Source organism: Enterobacter sp. 198 (assembly GCF_009025585.1).
GTDB classification, from domain to species: domain Bacteria; phylum Pseudomonadota; class Gammaproteobacteria; order Enterobacterales; family Enterobacteriaceae; genus Enterobacter; species Enterobacter ludwigii.
In genome coordinates, this window is record NZ_WCIM01000034.1 from 301173 (window position 1) to 319899 (window position 18727).

Annotated in this window: 16 protein-coding genes; all 16 read left to right on the forward strand. The window is 53.1% G+C overall.

Going from position 1 to position 18727, the window contains the following annotated elements; all coding sequences use genetic code 11:
* The first annotated feature begins 62 nt into the window (after positions 1-62).
* The 16 genes from tsf to accA all read left to right on the forward strand — a co-directional run bounded on the left by tsf (position 63) and on the right by accA (position 18668).
* Positions 63-914, forward strand: a complete 852-nt coding sequence (tsf, locus tag F8561_RS23940; protein ID WP_008501911.1) for a translation elongation factor Ts — start codon at positions 63-65, stop codon at positions 912-914.
* Between the two features lie 150 nt (positions 915-1064).
* Positions 1065-1790: a UMP kinase gene (gene pyrH / locus F8561_RS23945; protein ID WP_003856194.1), complete on the forward strand. Its 726-nt coding sequence runs from the start codon at positions 1065-1067 to the stop codon at positions 1788-1790.
* Positions 1791-1956: 166 nt separating this feature from the next.
* Complete coding sequence (frr, locus tag F8561_RS23950; RefSeq protein WP_014168702.1) at positions 1957-2514, forward strand: ribosome recycling factor; 558 nt, start codon at positions 1957-1959, stop codon at positions 2512-2514.
* A gap of 95 nt (positions 2515-2609) precedes the next feature.
* Positions 2610-3809: a 1-deoxy-D-xylulose-5-phosphate reductoisomerase gene (gene ispC / locus F8561_RS23955; RefSeq protein ID WP_063934265.1), complete on the forward strand. Its 1200-nt coding sequence runs from the start codon at positions 2610-2612 to the stop codon at positions 3807-3809.
* Between the two features lie 186 nt (positions 3810-3995).
* The gene (gene ispU, locus F8561_RS23960) at positions 3996-4754 is read left to right on the forward strand and encodes a (2E,6E)-farnesyl-diphosphate-specific ditrans,polycis-undecaprenyl-diphosphate synthase (RefSeq protein WP_014168704.1); all 759 of its coding nucleotides are present in this window, start codon (positions 3996-3998) and stop codon (positions 4752-4754) included.
* Positions 4755-4766: 12 nt separating this feature from the next.
* Positions 4767-5624: a phosphatidate cytidylyltransferase gene (cdsA, locus tag F8561_RS23965; protein WP_032679640.1), complete on the forward strand. Its 858-nt coding sequence runs from the start codon at positions 4767-4769 to the stop codon at positions 5622-5624.
* Positions 5625-5635: 11 nt separating this feature from the next.
* A complete protein-coding gene (gene rseP / locus F8561_RS23970) occupies positions 5636-6988 on the forward strand; it encodes a sigma E protease regulator RseP (protein WP_020882618.1) in 1353 nt (450 codons plus the stop codon).
* 31 nt (positions 6989-7019) lie between these two features.
* The gene (gene bamA, locus F8561_RS23975; protein WP_014168707.1) at positions 7020-9437 is read left to right on the forward strand and encodes an outer membrane protein assembly factor BamA; all 2418 of its coding nucleotides are present in this window, start codon (positions 7020-7022) and stop codon (positions 9435-9437) included.
* A gap of 122 nt (positions 9438-9559) precedes the next feature.
* A complete protein-coding gene (gene skp, locus F8561_RS23980) occupies positions 9560-10054 on the forward strand; it encodes a molecular chaperone Skp (RefSeq protein ID WP_020882619.1) in 495 nt (164 codons plus the stop codon).
* A gap of 3 nt (positions 10055-10057) precedes the next feature.
* Positions 10058-11083, forward strand: a complete 1026-nt coding sequence (gene lpxD, locus F8561_RS23985) for a UDP-3-O-(3-hydroxymyristoyl)glucosamine N-acyltransferase (protein WP_151888050.1) — start codon at positions 10058-10060, stop codon at positions 11081-11083.
* Between the two features lie 103 nt (positions 11084-11186).
* Positions 11187-11642 carry a 3-hydroxyacyl-ACP dehydratase FabZ gene (gene fabZ, locus F8561_RS23990; protein ID WP_010426706.1) on the forward strand — a complete coding sequence of 152 codons (456 nt, stop codon included), beginning with the start codon at positions 11187-11189 and terminating at the stop codon, positions 11640-11642.
* Positions 11643-11645: 3 nt separating this feature from the next.
* Positions 11646-12434, forward strand: a complete 789-nt coding sequence (lpxA, locus tag F8561_RS23995) for an acyl-ACP--UDP-N-acetylglucosamine O-acyltransferase (protein ID WP_151888051.1) — start codon at positions 11646-11648, stop codon at positions 12432-12434.
* On the forward strand, positions 12434-13582 hold the full coding sequence (gene lpxB, locus F8561_RS24000; RefSeq protein ID WP_032681631.1) for a lipid-A-disaccharide synthase: 1149 nt from the start codon (positions 12434-12436) through the stop codon (positions 13580-13582). Before lpxA ends, lpxB begins: the two co-directional genes overlap by 1 nt.
* Complete coding sequence (gene rnhB, locus F8561_RS24005; protein WP_014168714.1) at positions 13579-14175, forward strand: ribonuclease HII; 597 nt, start codon at positions 13579-13581, stop codon at positions 14173-14175. The genes lpxB and rnhB overlap by 4 nt, the downstream gene beginning before the upstream one ends.
* Before the next feature lie 38 nt (positions 14176-14213).
* Positions 14214-17696 (forward strand): DNA polymerase III subunit alpha, encoded by a 3483-nt coding sequence (gene dnaE, locus F8561_RS24010; RefSeq protein WP_014168715.1) that lies wholly within the window; start codon positions 14214-14216, stop codon positions 17694-17696.
* Positions 17697-17708: 12 nt separating this feature from the next.
* Positions 17709-18668, forward strand: coding sequence for an acetyl-CoA carboxylase carboxyl transferase subunit alpha (gene accA, locus F8561_RS24015; protein ID WP_014168716.1), 960 nt, complete (start codon positions 17709-17711; stop codon positions 18666-18668).
* Positions 18669-18727 lie beyond the last annotated feature (59 nt).

The following is an 18727-nucleotide window of genomic DNA, read 5'->3' on the forward strand; positions in this document are numbered from 1 at the left end:
TTTTTTCAATTTACACTGTTTGGCCTCAGGCCGGGCAGTTCACATCTCCCGAGGATTTAAGAATGGCTGAAATTACCGCATCCCTGGTAAAAGAGCTGCGCGAGCGTACTGGCGCAGGCATGATGGATTGCAAAAAAGCGCTGACTGAAGCGAACGGCGACATCGAGCTGGCAATCGAAAACATGCGTAAATCCGGTGCGATCAAAGCAGCTAAAAAAGCAGGCAACGTTGCTGCTGACGGCGTGATCATCACTAAGATCGACGGCAACTACGGCATCATCCTGGAAGTTAACTGCCAGACTGACTTCGTTGCTAAAGATGGTGGTTTCCAGGCATTTGCTAACAAAGTTCTGGACGCAGCTGTTGCGGGCAAAATCACTGACGTTGAAGTTCTGAAAGCACAGTTCGAAGAAGAACGTGTTGCTCTGGTTGCTAAAATCGGTGAGAACATCAACATCCGTCGTGTTGCTTCTCTGGAAGGCGACGTTCTGGGTTCATACCAGCACGGTGCACGTATCGGTGTTCTGGTTGCGGCTAAAGGCGCTGATGAAGAGCTGGTTAAACAGCTGGCTATGCACATCGCTGCAAGCAAACCAGAATTCGTTAAGCCAGAAGACGTGTCTGCTGAAGTGGTAGAAAAAGAGTACCAGGTTCAGCTGGACATCGCGATGCAGTCTGGTAAGCCAAAAGAAATCGCAGAGAAAATGGTTGAAGGCCGCATGAAGAAATTCACCGGCGAAGTTTCTCTGACTGGCCAGCCATTCGTTATGGATCCAAGCAAGTCTGTTGCTCAGCTGCTGAAAGAGCACAACGCTGACGTGACTGGCTTCATCCGCTTCGAAGTGGGCGAAGGCATCGAGAAAGTTGAGACTGACTTCGCAGCAGAAGTTGCTGCAATGTCCAAGCAGTCTTAATGATTGAAAAGGAGCCGCCTGAGGGCGGCTTCTTTTTGTCACCCGTCACACGAAATCAGACAGGCTCCAGTATCCCTGTGCTGATATGCGACATATCATGTCGCCAGAATTAACCCCCATCTTAATCGTTGACAGTCTCAGGAAAGAAACATGGCTACCAATGCAAAACCCGTGTACAAACGCATTCTGCTTAAGCTGAGTGGCGAAGCGCTGCAGGGATCGGAAGGCTTCGGTATTGACGCAAGCATCCTTGACCGCATGGCACAGGAAATCAAAGAACTGGTCGAACTGGGTATTCAGGTTGGCGTGGTCATTGGCGGTGGCAACCTTTTCCGTGGTGCTGGTCTGGCGAAAGCGGGGATGAACCGCGTTGTGGGCGACCACATGGGTATGCTGGCAACCGTGATGAATGGCCTGGCAATGCGTGATGCGCTTCATCGCGCCTATGTGAACGCCCGCCTGATGTCCGCAATCCCATTGAATGGCGTCTGCGATAACTACAGCTGGGCAGAGGCGATTAGCCTGCTGCGCAACAACCGCGTGGTGATCCTCTCCGCCGGTACGGGTAACCCGTTCTTTACTACCGATTCCGCTGCCTGCCTGCGCGGTATCGAGATCGAAGCCGATGTGGTTCTGAAAGCGACCAAAGTGGATGGCGTGTTTACTGCCGACCCGGCAAAAGATCCGTCTGCCACCATGTACGATCAGCTGAGCTACAGCGAAGTGCTGGAAAAAGAGCTGAAAGTGATGGATCTTGCCGCCTTTACGCTGGCTCGTGACCACAAACTGCCGATCCGTGTCTTCAACATGAACAAACCTGGCGCACTGCGTCGCGTGGTCATGGGTGAAAAAGAAGGCACTTTGATCACGGAATAATTTCCGTCGGCGATAAATACAGGTAAGATTCCGCTTTATTTTGTAGTGGTATCTTACCTGGGCGCGCCTTTGGCGTTGTCAGAATTAAACGCGACTATACTTAGCACACCTGTAGCGCTGTGCTGGCGGATAGTCTGCCTGAGACAAGTTTTCAAGGATTCGTAACGTGATTAACGAAATCAGAAAAGATGCTGAAGTACGCATGGAAAAATGCGTAGAAGCGTTCAAAACCCAAATCAGCAAAATCCGTACTGGCCGTGCTTCCCCAAGCCTGCTGGATGGCATCATCGTAGAATACTACGGCACGCCAACGCCACTGCGTCAGCTGGCGAGTGTTACCGTTGAAGATACCCGTACGCTGAAAATCAACGTCTTCGATCGTTCTATGAGCCCAGCGGTTGAGAAAGCGATCATGGCGTCTGACCTGGGTCTGAACCCAAGCTCTGCGGGCGCTGACATTCGCGTTCCACTGCCTCCACTGACTGAAGAACGTCGTAAAGACCTGATCAAAGTTGTTCGTGGTGAAGCTGAGCAGGGTCGCGTATCCGTGCGTAACGTACGTCGTGATGCGAACGATAAACTCAAAGCGCTGCTGAAAGAAAAAGAGATCAGTGAAGATGACGATCGTCGTTCTCAGGACGACATTCAGAAGATGACGGATGCTGCGATCAAGAAAATTGATGCGGCGCTGGCAGATAAAGAAGCGGAACTGATGCAGTTCTGATTTCTGTCGTACACTGATAAACGCCGTTCAGAAGGACTTCGGGTCTTGCTGGCGGCGTTTTGCTTTTATCTGGTCTAACTTTTTTCGGGCATCTCATGAAGCATTTAACACTCCTTGGCTCAACCGGCTCTATCGGTTGCAGCACTCTCGACGTTGTTCGCCATAATCCTGAACATTACACCGTGACCGCGCTGGTGGCCGGTAAGAATGTGCAGCGTATGATCGAACAGTGCCTGGAGTTTACGCCTCGCTATGCGGTTATGGATGACGAAGAGAGCGCCCGCCTGCTCACCGCGCAGTTGCGTGAGAAAGGCTGTCGTACCGAGGTCCTGAGCGGCCAGCAGGCGGCCTGCGACATGGCTGCGCTGGATGAGGTTGATCAGGTCATGGCGGCAATCGTCGGGGCTGCAGGGCTGCTACCGACGCTTGCCGCTATTGATGCCGGTAAAGAGGTTCTGCTGGCTAACAAAGAGTCGCTGGTGACCTGCGGACGTCTCTTTATGGAGGCGGTGAAGCAGCGCGGGGCGCGTCTTTTACCGGTCGACAGCGAGCACAACGCGATTTTTCAGAGTTTACCGCAACCTTTTCAACAGAACCTGGGGTACGCTGACCTGGAGCAGAATGGCGTAGTATCGATTTTGCTTACCGGGTCAGGTGGCCCGTTCCGTGAAACGCCACTGTCTGAACTGAGCGCAATGACGCCTGAGCAGGCGTGCCGTCATCCGAACTGGTCAATGGGGCGTAAAATCTCCGTTGACTCCGCCACCATGATGAACAAAGGTCTGGAATACATTGAAGCGCGCTGGCTGTTCAATGCGTCGGCGAAACAGATGGAAGTGCTGATCCACCCGCAATCGGTGATTCACTCGATGGTGCGCTATCAGGATGGCAGCGTCCTTGCGCAACTGGGCGAACCGGACATGCGCACGCCTATCGCGCATGCCATGGCGTGGCCGAATCGGGTGAAGTCCGGGGCGAAACCGCTCGATTTTTGCAAGCTGAGTTCACTGACCTTTAGCGAACCGGACTACGATCGTTATCCGTGTCTGAAGCTTGCGATGAAAGCCTTTGACCAGGGGCAGGCGGCGACGACGGCACTTAATGCAGCTAATGAAATTACCGTTGAGGCATTTCTGAATCAGCAGATCCACTTTACCGATATTGCGACGTTGAATTTATCGGTACTGGAAATGATGGATTTGCGCGAACCACAAAGCGTGGAAGAGGTGCTGGCGGTGGATGCACAGGCTCGCGTTATTGCACGTAAGCAGGTGACACGCCTCGCAAGCTGGTGATAAAGCAAGCACTAGTGGTTGTGCTATTTGTTAGCGTTGGGCTTCAGTGATATAGTCTGCGCCACCTGATCGCAGGTATTTGACTTTACGTGGTCAGGTAAGCCGTGGTTTGACACGGCTTTTTTACGTATAGGCTTCAGTATTCCTGAGTACCGTTAAATCCTTTTCAGGGACCAAAAACGCGTTATGTTGTCTGCGAATCAACCAATAAGCGAAAACTTGCCAGCTCATGGCTGCCGTCATGTAGCAATCATTATGGATGGCAACGGCCGCTGGGCGAAAAGACAAGGGAAGATACGAGCCTTTGGGCATAAAGCTGGGGCGAAATCTGTTCGCCGCGCCGTTTCTTTTGCCGCCAATAACGGCATTGATGCGTTAACGCTCTATGCTTTTAGCAGTGAAAACTGGAATCGACCGCCGCAGGAAGTGACCGCGTTGATGGAATTGTTTGTGTGGGCGCTCGATAGCGAAGTAAAAAGCCTGCACCGCCACAACGTCCGTCTGCGTATTATCGGCGAAACCAGTCGTTTTAACTCACGTTTGCAGGAACGGATTCGTAAAGCAGAAGCGCTGACTGAAAATAATACCGGTCTGACGCTCAATATCGCGGCGAATTACGGTGGACGCTGGGATATTATCCAGGGCGTTCGGCATCTGGCCGAACAGGTTCAGGAAGGGCTGTTGAGACCCGACCAAATTGATGAAGAGGCGCTGAGTAAGCAAATCTGCATGAATGAACTGGCACCTGTGGATTTGGTAATTAGGACAGGGGGAGAACATCGCATCAGTAACTTTTTGCTGTGGCAAATTGCCTACGCCGAACTTTACTTTACTGATGTTCTTTGGCCCGATTTTGATGAACAAGACTTTGAAGGTGCGCTGCATGCCTTTGCCAATCGAGAGCGTCGTTTCGGCGGCACCGAGCCAGGTGGCGACAAAGCCTGATGGGGGTAGCTTTTGCTGAAGTATCGCCTGATTTCCGCTTTTGTATTAATACCCATTGTCATTGCGGCGCTGTTTTTACTGCCCCCGGTGGGATTCGCTATTTTGACGCTGGTGGTCTGCATGCTCGCCGCGTGGGAATGGGGTCAGTTTAGCGGCTTTACCTCGCGCACTCAGCGGGTATGGCTGGCGGTACTCTGTGGCTTTATCCTGGCCCTGATGCTGTTTACCTTGCCTGAATATCACCATGATATTCACCAACCGCTGGTTGCCGGTTCCCTTTGGGTATCGCTGGGCTGGTGGGTTGCCGCGCTGCTGTTGGTGCTTTTTTACCCAGGTTCCGCGGCATTCTGGCGTAATTCAAAAGTGTTGCGTCTTATTTTTGGCCTGCTCACAATTGTTCCTTTTTTCTGGGGTATGGTCGCACTGCGCGCCTGGCACTATGACGAAAACCACTACAGCGGCGCGATCTGGCTGCTTTATGTGATGATTCTCGTCTGGGGGGCTGACTCTGGGGCCTATATGTTTGGTAAACTGTTTGGCAAACATAAACTGGCGCCAAAAGTGTCTCCCGGCAAAACCTGGCAAGGATTCATCGGCGGCCTGTTTACGGCAGCAATCATTTCCTGGGGCTATGGCGTCTGGGCGAATCTGGAAGTGGCACCGTCAATACTGCTGGTGTGCTCTATTTTTGCTGCGCTGGCCTCGGTACTCGGTGATTTAACCGAAAGTATGTTTAAGCGTGAAGCAGGGATTAAGGACAGCGGACACCTGATTCCAGGACATGGCGGTATACTGGATCGCATTGATAGCCTGACAGCGGCTGTTCCAGTGTTTGCGTGCTTGCTTTTACTGGTATTCGGGACGATTTAACGGAAGGTTTTATGCTGAGCATTCTCTGGAATCTGGCGGCGTTCATTGTTGCACTGGGTGTACTGATTACCGTGCATGAATTTGGCCATTTCTGGGTTGCTCGCCGTTGCGGTGTGCGGGTAGAGCGGTTTTCCATCGGTTTTGGTAAATCACTCTGGACGCGCACTGACCGCCACGGCACAGAATTTGTCATCGCTCTTATCCCGCTTGGCGGCTACGTTAAGATGCTCGACGAACGCGTTGAGCCTGTCGCCCCTGAGCTACGACACAGCGCATTCAACAACAAAACCGTTGGACAACGCGCCGCCATCATCGCTGCCGGGCCGGTAGCCAACTTCATCTTTGCTGTTTTCGCCTACTGGCTGGTGTTTATCATCGGCGTGCCTGGTGTGCGTCCGGTTGTGGGTGAAATTGCGCCTGATTCCATCGCGGCGAGTGCGCAAATTACGCCGGGGATGGAACTTAAAGCGATTGATGGCATCGAAACCCCTGATTGGGATGCCGTGCGTCTGCAGCTGGTAGCCAAAATTGGCGATCGGCAGACAACATTCAGCGTGTCGCCGTTTGGTTCTGACCAGCGGCAGGACAAAGTGCTCGATTTACGTCACTGGCGTTTCGAGCCAGACAAAGAAGATCCCGTCTCTGCGCTGGGCATTCGTCCACGCGGTGCGCAGATTGAGCCGGTATTAGCCGAAGTACAGGCAAACTCGGCTGCCAGCAAAGCAGGTTTGCAAGCGGGCGACAGGATCGTTAAAGTCGATGGTCAACCATTAACAGAGTGGATGACCTTTGTTACTCTGGTGCGCGATAATCCGGGCACGTCGCTCGCGCTGGAAGTTGAAAGGCAGGGCAGTCCGCTTTCGCTGACGCTGACTCCGGATACGAAGTCGGTCGGCAAAAAGGCAGAAGGGTTTGCAGGCGTTGTGCCGAAAGTCATCCCGCTGCCAGATGAGTACAAGACAATACGCCAGTATGGGCCGTTCAGCGCCATCCTTGAAGCCACGGATAAAACATGGCAACTGATGAAGCTGACGGTAAACATGTTGGGGAAATTGATAACCGGTGATGTGAAACTGAACAACCTCAGTGGGCCAATTTCAATAGCTCAGGGGGCTGGGATGTCAGCGGAGTTCGGGGTGATTTACTATCTCATGTTTCTTGCGCTCATTAGCGTGAACCTTGGGATAATCAACCTGTTCCCGCTTCCCGTTTTAGACGGGGGTCATCTGCTGTTTTTGGCGATTGAAAAGCTAAAAGGCGGGCCGGTATCCGAGCGAGTTCAAGACTTTAGTTATCGCATTGGCTCGATTTTGCTGGTGCTGTTAATGGGGCTTGCACTTTTCAATGATTTCTCTCGGTTGTAAGAGAGTTAGTTAGGAAGAACGCATAATAACGATGGCGATGAAAAAGTTGCTCATAGCGTCGCTGCTGTTTAGCAGCGCCACCGTATACGGTGCTGACGGGTTCGTAGTGAAAGACATTCATTTCGAAGGCCTTCAGCGTGTCGCCGTTGGTGCGGCCCTCCTCAGTATGCCTGTGCGCCCCGGCGATACGGTTAATGATGATGACATCAGTAACACCATCCGTGCTCTGTTTGCCACTGGCAACTTCGAGGATGTCCGCGTCCTGCGCGATGGTGATACGCTTCTGGTTCAGGTAAAAGAACGTCCGACGATCGCCAGTATCACCTTCTCCGGTAACAAGTCGGTGAAAGATGACATGCTCAAGCAGAACCTTGAAGCATCTGGCGTACGTGTGGGGGAATCCCTGGACCGCACAACCCTTTCAGACATAGAAAAAGGTCTGGAAGACTTCTATTACAGCGTGGGTAAATACAGTGCCAGCGTGAAAGCGGTTGTGACGCCGTTGCCACGTAACCGTGTTGACCTGAAACTGGTCTTCCAGGAAGGTGTTTCTGCGAAGATCCAGCAGATCAACATCGTGGGTAACCACGCGTTCAGCACCGATGAACTGATCTCTACGTTCCAGCTGCGCGACGAAGTGCCATGGTGGAACGTGGTGGGCGATCGTAAATACCAGAAGCAGAAACTGGCGGGCGACCTTGAAACCCTGCGCAGCTACTATCTGGATCGCGGTTATGCCCGTTTCAACATCGACTCGACTCAGGTCAGTCTGACGCCAGACAAGAAAGGCATCTACATTACGATTAACATCACAGAAGGCGATCAGTACAAGCTTTCTGGTGTTGACGTGAGTGGTAACCTGGCAGGCCATTCTGCTGAGATCGAATCGCTGACCAAAATTCAGCCGGGCGAGCTGTATAGCGGGTCTAAAGTGACTAAAATGGAAGACAGCATTAAGAAGCTGCTCGGCCGCTATGGTTATGCTTATCCGCGTGTACAAACTCAGCCTGAAATCAACGACGCGGATAAAACTGTGAAGCTTCACGTTAACGTTGATGCGGGTAACCGTTTCTACGTGCGTAAGATCCGCTTCGAAGGTAACGACACCTCTAAAGATTCTGTCCTGCGTCGCGAGATGCGTCAGATGGAAGGCGCATGGTTAGGTAGCGACCTTGTTGACCAGGGTAAAGAGCGTCTGAACCGTCTGGGCTATTTCGAAACGGTTGATACCGATACCCAGCGTGTTCCGGGCAGCCCGGATCAGGTTGATGTCGTTTATAAAGTCAAAGAGCGTAACACCGGTAGCTTTAACTTCGGTGTGGGCTACGGTACTGAAAGTGGCGTCAGCTTCCAGGTCGGCGTACAGCAGGATAACTGGCTGGGTACGGGTTACTCCGTGGGTATCAATGGTACCAAAAACGACTACCAGACCTACTCTGAGTTCTCTGTTACCAACCCATACTTCACCGTAGATGGTGTTAGCCTGGGCGGTCGTATCTTCTATAACGACTTTAAAGCAGATGACGCGGATCTGTCTTCTTACACCAACAAGAGCTACGGTGTAGATGGTACGCTCGGCTTCCCGGTTAACGAATATAACTCGCTGCGCGCTGGTTTAGGTTACGTGCATAACGACCTGTCCAACATGCAACCGCAGGTGGCGATGTGGCGTTATCTGGACTCTATTGGCCAGTCAACCAGTAAAAATGGGGACAACAACGGCTTTGCTGCTGATGACTTCACCTTCAACTATGGCTGGACCTATAACCGTCTCGACCGCGGTTACTTCCCGACGGAAGGTTCTCGTGTCAACCTGAACGGTAAAGTGACCGTTCCGGGTTCTGATAACGAGTTCTACAAGGTAACGCTGGACACCGCGTCCTACTTCCCAATTGATGACGACCACAAGTGGGTAGTCCTGGGTCGTACCCGTTGGGGCTATGGCGATGGTTTAGGTGGCAAAGAACTGCCATTCTATGAGAACTTCTACGCCGGTGGTTCCAGCACCGTCCGTGGCTTCCAGTCCAACAACATTGGTCCGAAAGCGGTCTATTACGGCGGTAACGACACCGATAACTGTAATAAATCGTCGTCTTCTGAAGTCTGTAGCTCTGATGATGCGGTGGGCGGTAACGCCATGGCCGTTGCCAGCCTGGAGTTCATCACACCAACGCCGTTCATCAGTGATAAATACGCAAACTCAGTCCGTACATCCATCTTCTGGGATGCCGGTACTGTATGGGATACCAACTGGGAGAATACTGCCCAGATGCGTGCGGCAGGCGTACCAGACTACAGTGATCCGAGCAATATTCGCATGTCTGCAGGTATCGCATTACAATGGATGTCACCGCTGGGGCCGTTGGTCTTCTCTTACGCCCAGCCGTTTAAGAAATACGATGGAGACAAAGCGGAGCAATTCCAGTTTAACATTGGTAAAACCTGGTAATAATCCGCTGCAATGGAATGCGTTGGCAGTGTAGCGCTGACAACTGGCGATCGGTAACACGATCGCCTTGCCACGCAAAGAACGGTACCTTCTGGTGCCAATGGGATGGTAAGGAGTTAATTGTGAAAAAGTGGTTATTAGCTGCAGGTCTCGGTTTAGCGATGGCAACCTCTGCTCAGGCAGCAGACAAAATTGCAATCGTCAACATGGGTAATTTGTTCCAGCAGGTTGCACAGAAAACAGGTGTTTCTGCGACGCTGGAAAACGAATTCAAAGGCCGTGCAAGCGAACTGCAGGGTATGGAAAACGATCTTCAGTCCAAAATGCAGCGTCTGCAGCGTGATGGTTCTACCATGAAAGCGAGCGACCGTAGCAAGCTGGAAAAAGACGTAATGGCTCAGCGTCAGACGTTCTCCCAGAAAGCGCAGGCTTTCGAGCAGGATCGTCAGCGTCGTTCTAACGAAGAGCGTGGCAAGCTGGTGACTCGCATTCAGACTGCTGTTAAAGCAGTTGCTGCCGATCAGAGCATCGATCTGGTTGTTGATGCGAATGCCGTTGCTTTCAACAGCAGCGATGTTAAAGACATCACCGCTGATGTTCTGAAACAGGTTAAATAAGTAATGCCTTCAATTCGACTGGCTGATTTAGCTCAGCAGTTGGATGCAGAATTACACGGTGATGGCGATCTCGTCATCACCGCTGTTGCGTCCATGCAATCTGCTAAAGCCGGCACTATTACCTTCATGGTAAGCCCTAAGTACCGTGAGCAACTGGCTCAATGCCAGGCGTCAGCTGTTGTTCTGACGCAGGACGATCTTCCGTTTGCCACTGGAAGCGCGTTGGTAGTGAAAAATCCCTACCTGACGTATGCACGCATGGCACAAATTCTTGATTCCACGCCGCAGCCGGCGCAGGACATTGCTGCCAGTGCAGCGATTGATCCGACGGCTCAGCTTGGTCGCAACGTGGCAGTTGGCGCAAATGCCGTTATCGAATCTGGCGTGGTGCTGGGCGATAACGTTGTCATTGGCCCAGGTTGCTTCATTGGGAAAAATACGAAAATCGGCGCCGGGACCCGTTTATGGGCCAACGTGTCTGTTTACCATGAAGTAGAAATTGGCGAAAATTGCCTCATTCAGTCCAGCACAGTGATTGGTTCTGATGGCTTTGGCTACGCTAACGATCGTGGTAATTGGGTTAAGATCCCACAGCTTGGTCGCGTGATTATCGGCGATCGTGTTGAGATCGGTGCTTGTACCACCATTGACCGTGGTGCACTTGACGATACGATTATTGGCAATGGTGTTATCATCGATAATCAGTGCCAGATTGCGCATAACGTTGTGATTGGCGACAATACCGCGGTTGCGGGTGGCGTTATCATGGCGGGCAGCCTGAAAATTGGCCGTTACTGCATGATCGGCGGTGCGAGCGTGATTAATGGCCATATGGAAATATGCGACAAGGTGACCGTGACAGGAATGGGCATGGTAATGCGTCCTATCACCGAACCTGGCGTCTATTCCTCTGGCATCCCGCTGCAACCCAACAAGGTATGGCGTAAAACAGCTGCTCTGGTGATGAATATTGATGATATGAGCAAGCGACTCAAGTCTCTTGAGCGCAAAATCGATCAACAAGACTAAGCGTTCATCCGTTTAATGCTATATTCCCCGGCCTGTCGGCTTTCTTATAAACCGGCAGGCCGTGTTATTATTTTTATCAGTACATTTTGACAGGAAGAGTATTTTGACTACTGACACTCATACTCTGCATATTGAAGAGATTTTAGAACTTCTGCCGCACCGCTACCCGTTTTTGCTGGTAGACCGTGTGCTGGATTTTGAAGAAGGTCGTTTTCTGCGCGCAGTGAAAAATGTTTCCGTGAACGAGCCGTTCTTCCAGGGACACTTCCCGGGTAAACCTATCTTCCCGGGTGTGTTGATTCTGGAAGCGATGGCACAGGCTACCGGTATTCTTGCGTTTAAAAGCGTGGGCAAACTGGAGCCGGGTGAGCTGTACTACTTCGCGGGTATCGATGAAGCGCGCTTCAAGCGTCCTGTCGTGCCTGGTGATCAGATGATCATGGAAGTCACTTTTGAAAAAACGCGTCGCGGCCTGACTCGCTTCAAAGGCGTAGCTCTGGTTGACGGCAAAGTTGTTTGCGAAGCGACTATGATGTGTGCTCGTAGCCGGGAGTCTTGATACGTGATTGATAAATCCGCCTTTATTCATCCTACCGCCATTGTGGAAGTCGGTGCCATTATTGGTGCTAACGTCCATATTGGCCCATTTTGTATTGTTGGACCCCATGTCGAAATTGGTGATGGTACAGTACTGAAATCTCACGTTGTCGTGAATGGTCATACGACTATTGGCTGCAATAACGAGATCTATCAGTTCGCTTCCATCGGCGAAGTAAACCAGGATCTTAAATATGCTGGTGAGTCGACCCGTCTGGAAATCGGCGATCGTAACCGCATTCGCGAAAGCGTCACCATTCATCGTGGAACAGTACAGGGTGGTGGATTGACGAAGGTGGGCAGCGACAACCTGTTTATGGTTAATGCGCATATCGCGCACGACTGTACGGTAGGTAACCGCTGTATTCTTGCCAACAACGCAACGCTGGCAGGACACGTATCGGTAGATGATTTCGCAATTATTGGCGGCATGACCGCAGTCCATCAGTTCTGCATCATTGGTGCACACGTGATGGTCGGCGGATGCTCCGGTGTGGCGCAGGATGTCCCACCGTTCGTCATTGCGCAGGGTAACCATGCCACGCCGTTTGGCGTGAACATCGAAGGCCTCAAGCGTCGTGGCTTTAGCCGCGAAGCTATTACTGCAATCCGCAACGCGTACAAACTGTTGTACCGTAGCGGTAAAACGCTGGAAGAGGCGAAGCCGGAAATTGCCGAGCTGGCGGAGAAGCACCCTGAAGTGAACGAGTTCATGACGTTCTTTGACCGTTCCACAAGGGGTCTGATTCGTTAATGGTCGACAGTCGTCCGCTTACGATAGCCCTGGTCGCCGGAGAAACCTCCGGCGATATTCTTGGTGCAGGTCTTATCCGCGCACTTAAGGCCCGGGTACCCAATGCACGCTTTGTAGGCGTTGCTGGCCCGCTGATGCAGGCCGAAGGCTGTGAAGCCTGGTATGAAATGGAAGAGCTGGCTGTGATGGGCATCGTTGAGGTGCTGGGTCGCCTGCGTCGTCTGCTGCACATTCGTGCCGATCTCACCCGTCGCTTTACCGAACTCAAACCCGATGTGTTTGTCGGTATCGATGCACCGGATTTCAACATTACCCTCGAAGGGAATCTGAAGCAGAAGGGCATCAAAACCATTCATTATGTCAGTCCGTCCGTCTGGGCGTGGCGACAGAAACGCGTTTTCAAAATCGGACGGTCAACCAACCTGGTGCTGGCTTTTCTGCCTTTCGAAAAAGCGTTTTACGACAAATTTAATGTCCCGTGCCGTTTTATCGGTCATACCATGGCGGATGCAATGCCGCTGGATCCGGATAAAAACGCGGCGCGCGATGTGCTGGGTATTCCTCATGATGCGCACTGTCTGGCACTGCTGCCCGGTAGCCGTGGTGCAGAAGTCGAGATGCTCAGCGCGGACTTCCTGAAAACGGCGCAAATCCTTCGCAAGACCTATCCTGACCTCGAAGTGGTTGTGCCGCTGGTAAATGCAAAACGTCGCGAGCAGTTTGAGCGCATCAAGGCGGACGTTGCTCCGGATCTCCATGTTCATCTGCTGGACGGGAAGGGCCGTGAAGCGATGGTCGCAAGCGACGCCGCACTGCTGGCCTCGGGCACCGCTGCGCTGGAGTGTATGCTGGCGAAATGCCCGATGGTGGTAGGCTATCGCATGAAGCCGTTCACCTTCTGGCTGGCGAAACGTCTGGTGAAAACGGACTATGTCTCTCTGCCAAATCTGCTTGCCGGGCGCGAGCTGGTAAAAGAGCTTCTGCAGGATGAGTGCGAGCCGCAGGCGCTAGCCGATGCGTTGTTACCGCTACTGGCCGACGGCAAAACCAGCCACCAGATGCATGATACGTTCCGCGAACTGCATCAGCAGATCCGCTGTAATGCCGATGAACAAGCGGCTGAAGCGGTGCTGGAGTTAGCAAAATGATGGAATTTATTTATCCTCATACCCACCTTGTGGCGGGTGTGGACGAAGTCGGTCGTGGCCCGTTAGTGGGTGCAGTGGTGACCGCTGCGGTGATCCTCGATCCTGCTCGCCCGATTATCGGGTTAAACGACTCTAAAAAATTGTCTGAAAAGCGCCGTCTGGCGCTGTTTAGTGAGATTCAGGAAAAGGCGCTGGCCTGGAGCCTGGGGCGTGCAGAGCCGCATGAGATCGACGAACTCAATATTTTGCATGCCACTATGCTGGCGATGCAGCGTGCGGTGGCGGGTCTGAAAATTACCCCGGAGTATGTCCTGATTGACGGAAACCGCTGCCCTGCGTTGCCGATGCCGTCAATGGCGGTGGTGAAAGGCGATAGCCGGGTCGCAGAAATCAGTGCGGCTTCTATCATTGCCAAAGTGACGCGTGATGCCGAAATGGCCGCGCTGGACCTCACTTACCCTCAGTATGGCTTCGCCCAGCATAAGGGTTATCCAACGGCCTTTCATCTGGAAAGGCTGGCTGAACATGGCGCAACTGAACATCACCGACGCAGCTTTGGCCCGGTGAAACGCGCGCTGGGACTGGTGTCCTGAATCAATACGCAAGCAATTAAGTAACGCGGAATCTGAAGATGGCTGAACCACGTTTCGTACACCTGCGGGTGCATAGCGACTACTCCATGATCGATGGGCTGGCGAAGACCGGGCCGCTGGTAAAAAAGGCGGCCTCGCTTGGCATGCCTGCGCTGGCGATCACCGATTTTACCAACCTGTGCGGCCTGGTGAAGTTCTACGGAGCGGCACATGGCGCGGGGATGAAACCCATCGTTGGCGCGGATTTTCACGTCCAAAGCGATCTTATCGGCGATGAATTGACGCAAATCTCCGTGTTAGCGATGAATAACGTAGGGTATCAAAACCTTACTCTGCTTATCTCCAAAGCCTATCAGCGCGGCTATGGCGCACTGGGGCCGTGGATCGACCGGGACTGGCTGGCTGAGCTGAACGACGGGCTGCTGCTGATCTCCGGCGGCCGTATGGGTGATGTCGGCAAATGTCTGCTGCGTGGCAACAGTGCGCTGGTGGATCAGTGCGTGTCGTTCTATGAAGAACATTTCCCGGATCGTTACTACCTTGAGCTGATCCGCACCGGTCGGCAGGACGAAGAGAGTTACCTGCACGCCGCGGTTGCGCTGGCTGAAGAACGCGGCCTGCCCGTGGTGGCAACCAATGACGTGCGTTTCCTTGAGCCTGGCGATTTTGACGCGCATGAGATTCGCGTCGCGATCCATGATGGCTTCACGCTTGACGATCCGAAACGTCCGCGTAACTACTCGACGCAGCAGTATATGCGCAATGAAGAGGAGATGTGTGAACTCTTCTCCGATATCCCGGAAGCGCTGGAGAACAGCGTTGAGATAGCCAAACGCTGTAACGTCACCGTGCGCCTTGGCGAATACTTCCTGCCGCAGTTCCCGACCGGGGACATGACCACGGAAGACTTCCTGGTCATGAAGTCAAAAGAAGGCCTCGAAGAGCGTCTGGAATTCCTCTTCCCGGATGAAGAAGAGCGTAAAAAGCGTCGTCCAGAATATGACGAGCGCCTGGATATTGAACTCCAGGTGATCAACCAGATGGGTTTCCCGGGCTACTTCCTGATCGTTATGGAGTTTATCCAGTGGTCGAAGGATAACGGCGTACCGGTTGGACCGGGGCGTGGCTCCGGTGCGGGCTCGCTGGTGGCCTATGCACTCAAAATTACCGACCTCGACCCGCTGGAATTTGACCTGCTGTTCGAACGTTTCCTTAACCCGGAACGTGTCTCGATGCCCGACTTCGACGTCGACTTCTGCATGGAGAAACGCGACCAGGTTATTGAACACGTGGCGGACATGTACGGCCGCGACGCGGTATCGCAGATTATTACCTTCGGTACGATGGCAGCGAAAGCGGTTATTCGCGACGTTGGCCGTGTACTGGGGCATCCGTACGGTTTTGTCGATCGTATCTCTAAACTGGTGCCGCCTGACCCAGGTATGACGCTGGCAAAAGCGTTTGAAGCAGAACCACAGCTGCCAGAAATCTACGAAGCCGATGAAGAAGTTAAAGCGCTGATCGACATGGCCCGTAAGCTGGAAGGCGTCACGCGTAACGCCGGTAAGCATGCGGGTGGGGTGGTTATCGCGCCGACCAAAATCACCGATTTTGCGCCGCTATACTGCGATGAAGCGGGCCAGCATCCGGTCACCCAGTTTGACAAGAACGACGTCGAATACGCCGGGCTGGTGAAGTTTGACTTCCTCGGTCTGCGTACGCTCACCATCATCAACTGGGCGCTGGAGATGATCAACGCCCGTCGCGAGAAGAATGGCGAGCCGCCGCTGGATATCGCGGCCATCCCGCTTGATGATAAGAAAAGTTTCGACATGCTGCAGCGCTCGGAGACCACCGCCGTCTTCCAGCTTGAATCCCGCGGCATGAAAGATTTGATTAAGCGCCTGCAGCCTGACTGCTTCGAAGATATGATCGCACTGGTGGCCCTGTTCCGTCCGGGCCCGCTACAGTCAGGGATGGTAGATAACTTTATCGACCGTAAGCACGGGCGTGAAGAGATTTCCTATCCGGATGTGCAGTGGCAGCACGAGTGCCTGAAGCCCGTTCTGGAGCCAACCTACGGCATTATCCTGTACCAGGAACAGGTTATGCAGATTGCCCAGGTGCTCTCTGGCTACACCCTTGGCGGCGCGGACATGCTGCGTCGTGCGATGGGTAAGAAAAAGCCGGAAGAGATGGCCAAGCAGCGCGGCACTTTCGAAGAAGGCGCAAGAAAAAACGGTATTGATGGCGAGCTGGCGATCAAAATCTTTGACCTGGTAGAGAAATTCGCCGGGTACGGATTTAACAAATCCCACTCTGCTGCCTATGCTTTGGTCTCTTACCAGACGCTGTGGCTGAAAGCGCACTATCCTGCTGAATTTATGGCAGCGGTTATGACTGCCGATATGGACAACACCGAGAAGGTGGTTGGCCTGGTCGATGAGTGCTGGCGCATGGGGCTTAAGATCCTGCCGCCGGATATCAACTCCGGTCTCTATCATTTCCACGTCAACGAGCACGGGGAAATTGTTTACGGGATTGGCGCGATCAAAGGCGTGGGTGAAGGCCCGATTGAGGCGATTCTCGAAGCGCGTAACAACGGCGGTTATTTCCGCGAGTTGTTCGATCTTTGCGCCCGTACGGACACCAAAAAACTGAACCGCCGCGTGCTCGAAAAACTGATCATGTCCGGCGCGTTCGACAGGCTGGGGCCGCATCGTGCCGCGCTGATGAACTCTCTCGGCGATGCGCTGAAAGCGGCGGATCAGCACGCCAAAGCGGAAGCGATCGGTCAGGCGGATATGTTTGGCGTACTGGCGGAAGAGCCAGAGCAGATAGAGCAGTCTTATGCCAGCTGCCAGCCGTGGCCAGAACAGGTGGTGCTGGATGGAGAGCGTGAAACGTTAGGCTTATACCTGACGGGGCACCCCATCACCCAGTACATCAAAGAAATTGAGCGCTATGTCGGAGGCTACAGGCTGAAAGACATGCATCCGACAGAACGTGGTAAAATCACCACGGCTGCGGGGCTCGTGATTGCTGCAAGGGTTATGGTCACCAAGCGCGGCAATCGTATCGGCATCTGTACGTTGGATGACCGTTCCGGGCGTCTGGAGGTGATGTTGTTCACCGACGCGCTGGATAAATACCAGCATTTGCTGGAAAAAGACCGCATACTTATCGTCAGCGGACAGGTCAGCTTTGATGACTTCAGTGGGGGGCTTAAAATGACCGCCCGCGAAGTGATGGACATTGACGAAGCCCGGGAAAAATATGCTCGCGGGCTTGCTATCTCGCTGACGGACAGGCAAATTGATGACCAGCTTTTAAACCGACTCCGTCAGTCTCTGGAACCCCACCGCTCGGGGACAATTCCAGTACATCTCTACTATCAGAGGGCGGATGCACGTGCGCGGTTGCGCTTTGGTGCAACGTGGCGTGTCTCTCCGAGCGATCGTTTACTTAACGATCTCCGTGGCCTCATTGGTTCGGAGCAGGTGGAACTGGAGTTTGACTAATACAGGAATACTATGAGTCTGAATTTCCTTGATTTCGAACAGCCGATTGCTGAGCTGGAAGCGAAAATCGATTCTCTGACAGCGGTAAGCCGTCAGGATGAAAAACTGGATATTAACATCGATGAAGAAGTGCATCGTCTGCGTGAGAAAAGCGTAGAACTGACGCGCAAAATCTTTGCCGATCTCGGCGCATGGCAGATCGCCCAGCTGGCGCGTCATCCACAGCGTCCGTACACCCTGGATTATGTCCGCCTGGCGTTTGACGAATTTGACGAACTGGCAGGCGATCGCGCTTACGCTGACGACAAAGCTATCGTCGGCGGCATCGCACGTCTGGACGGGCGCCCGGTGATGATCATTGGTCATCAGAAAGGCCGTGAAACCAAAGAGAAAATTCGTCGTAACTTTGGTATGCCGGCACCAGAAGGCTACCGTAAAGCCCTGCGTCTGATGGAGATGGCTGAGCGTTTCAAGATGCCAATCATCACCTTCATCGACACCCCGGGTGCGTATCCTGGCGTGGGCGCGGAAGAGCGTGGCCAGTCAGAAGCCATCGCGCGTAACCTTCGCGAGATGTCTCGCCTGAAGGTGCCGGTCATCTGTACCGTTATCGGTGAAGGGGGTTCCGGTGGTGCGCTGGCGATTGGCGTGGGCGATAAAGTGAATATGCTGCAGTACAGCACCTATTCCGTTATCTCCCCGGAAGGTTGTGCCTCTATTCTGTGGAAGAGCGCCGATAAAGCGCCTCTGGCTGCAGAAGCGATGGGCATCATTGCCCCACGTCTGAAAGAGCTGAAGCTGATCGACTCCGTGATCCCTGAACCTCTGGGTGGCGCGCATCGTAAGCCGGAAGTGATGGCGGCTTCCCTGAAAGCGCAACTGCTGGCAGACCTGGCGGACCTGGATGTCCTGAGCACAGAAGATCTGCTCAACCGTCGTTACCAGCGTCTGATGACCTACGGTTACGCGTAAGCTTCACAATTATCTTAAAAGCCGCACATTGTTGCGGCTTTTTTTATGCCTGCCGTTTA

Bases quoted from the DNA above. Each gene is read 5' to 3' on its own strand.
- tsf (WP_008501911.1), top strand. From the start codon at position 63: ATGGCTGAAATTACCGCATCCCTGGTAAAAGAGCTGCGCGAGCGTACT.
- pyrH (WP_003856194.1), top strand. From the start codon at position 1,065: ATGGCTACCAATGCAAAACCCGTGTACAAACGCATTCTGCTTAAGCTG.
- ispC (WP_063934265.1), top strand. From the start codon at position 2,610: ATGAAGCATTTAACACTCCTTGGCTCAACCGGCTCTATCGGTTGCAGC.
- ispU (WP_014168704.1), top strand. From the start codon at position 3,996: ATGTTGTCTGCGAATCAACCAATAAGCGAAAACTTGCCAGCTCATGGC.
- rseP (WP_020882618.1), top strand. From the start codon at position 5,636: ATGCTGAGCATTCTCTGGAATCTGGCGGCGTTCATTGTTGCACTGGGT.
- bamA (WP_014168707.1), top strand. From the start codon at position 7,020: ATGGCGATGAAAAAGTTGCTCATAGCGTCGCTGCTGTTTAGCAGCGCC.
- lpxD (WP_151888050.1), top strand. From the start codon at position 10,058: ATGCCTTCAATTCGACTGGCTGATTTAGCTCAGCAGTTGGATGCAGAA.
- lpxB (WP_032681631.1), top strand. From the start codon at position 12,434: ATGGTCGACAGTCGTCCGCTTACGATAGCCCTGGTCGCCGGAGAAACC.
- rnhB (WP_014168714.1), top strand. From the start codon at position 13,579: ATGATGGAATTTATTTATCCTCATACCCACCTTGTGGCGGGTGTGGAC.
- dnaE (WP_014168715.1), top strand. From the start codon at position 14,214: ATGGCTGAACCACGTTTCGTACACCTGCGGGTGCATAGCGACTACTCC.
- accA (WP_014168716.1), top strand. From the start codon at position 17,709: ATGAGTCTGAATTTCCTTGATTTCGAACAGCCGATTGCTGAGCTGGAA.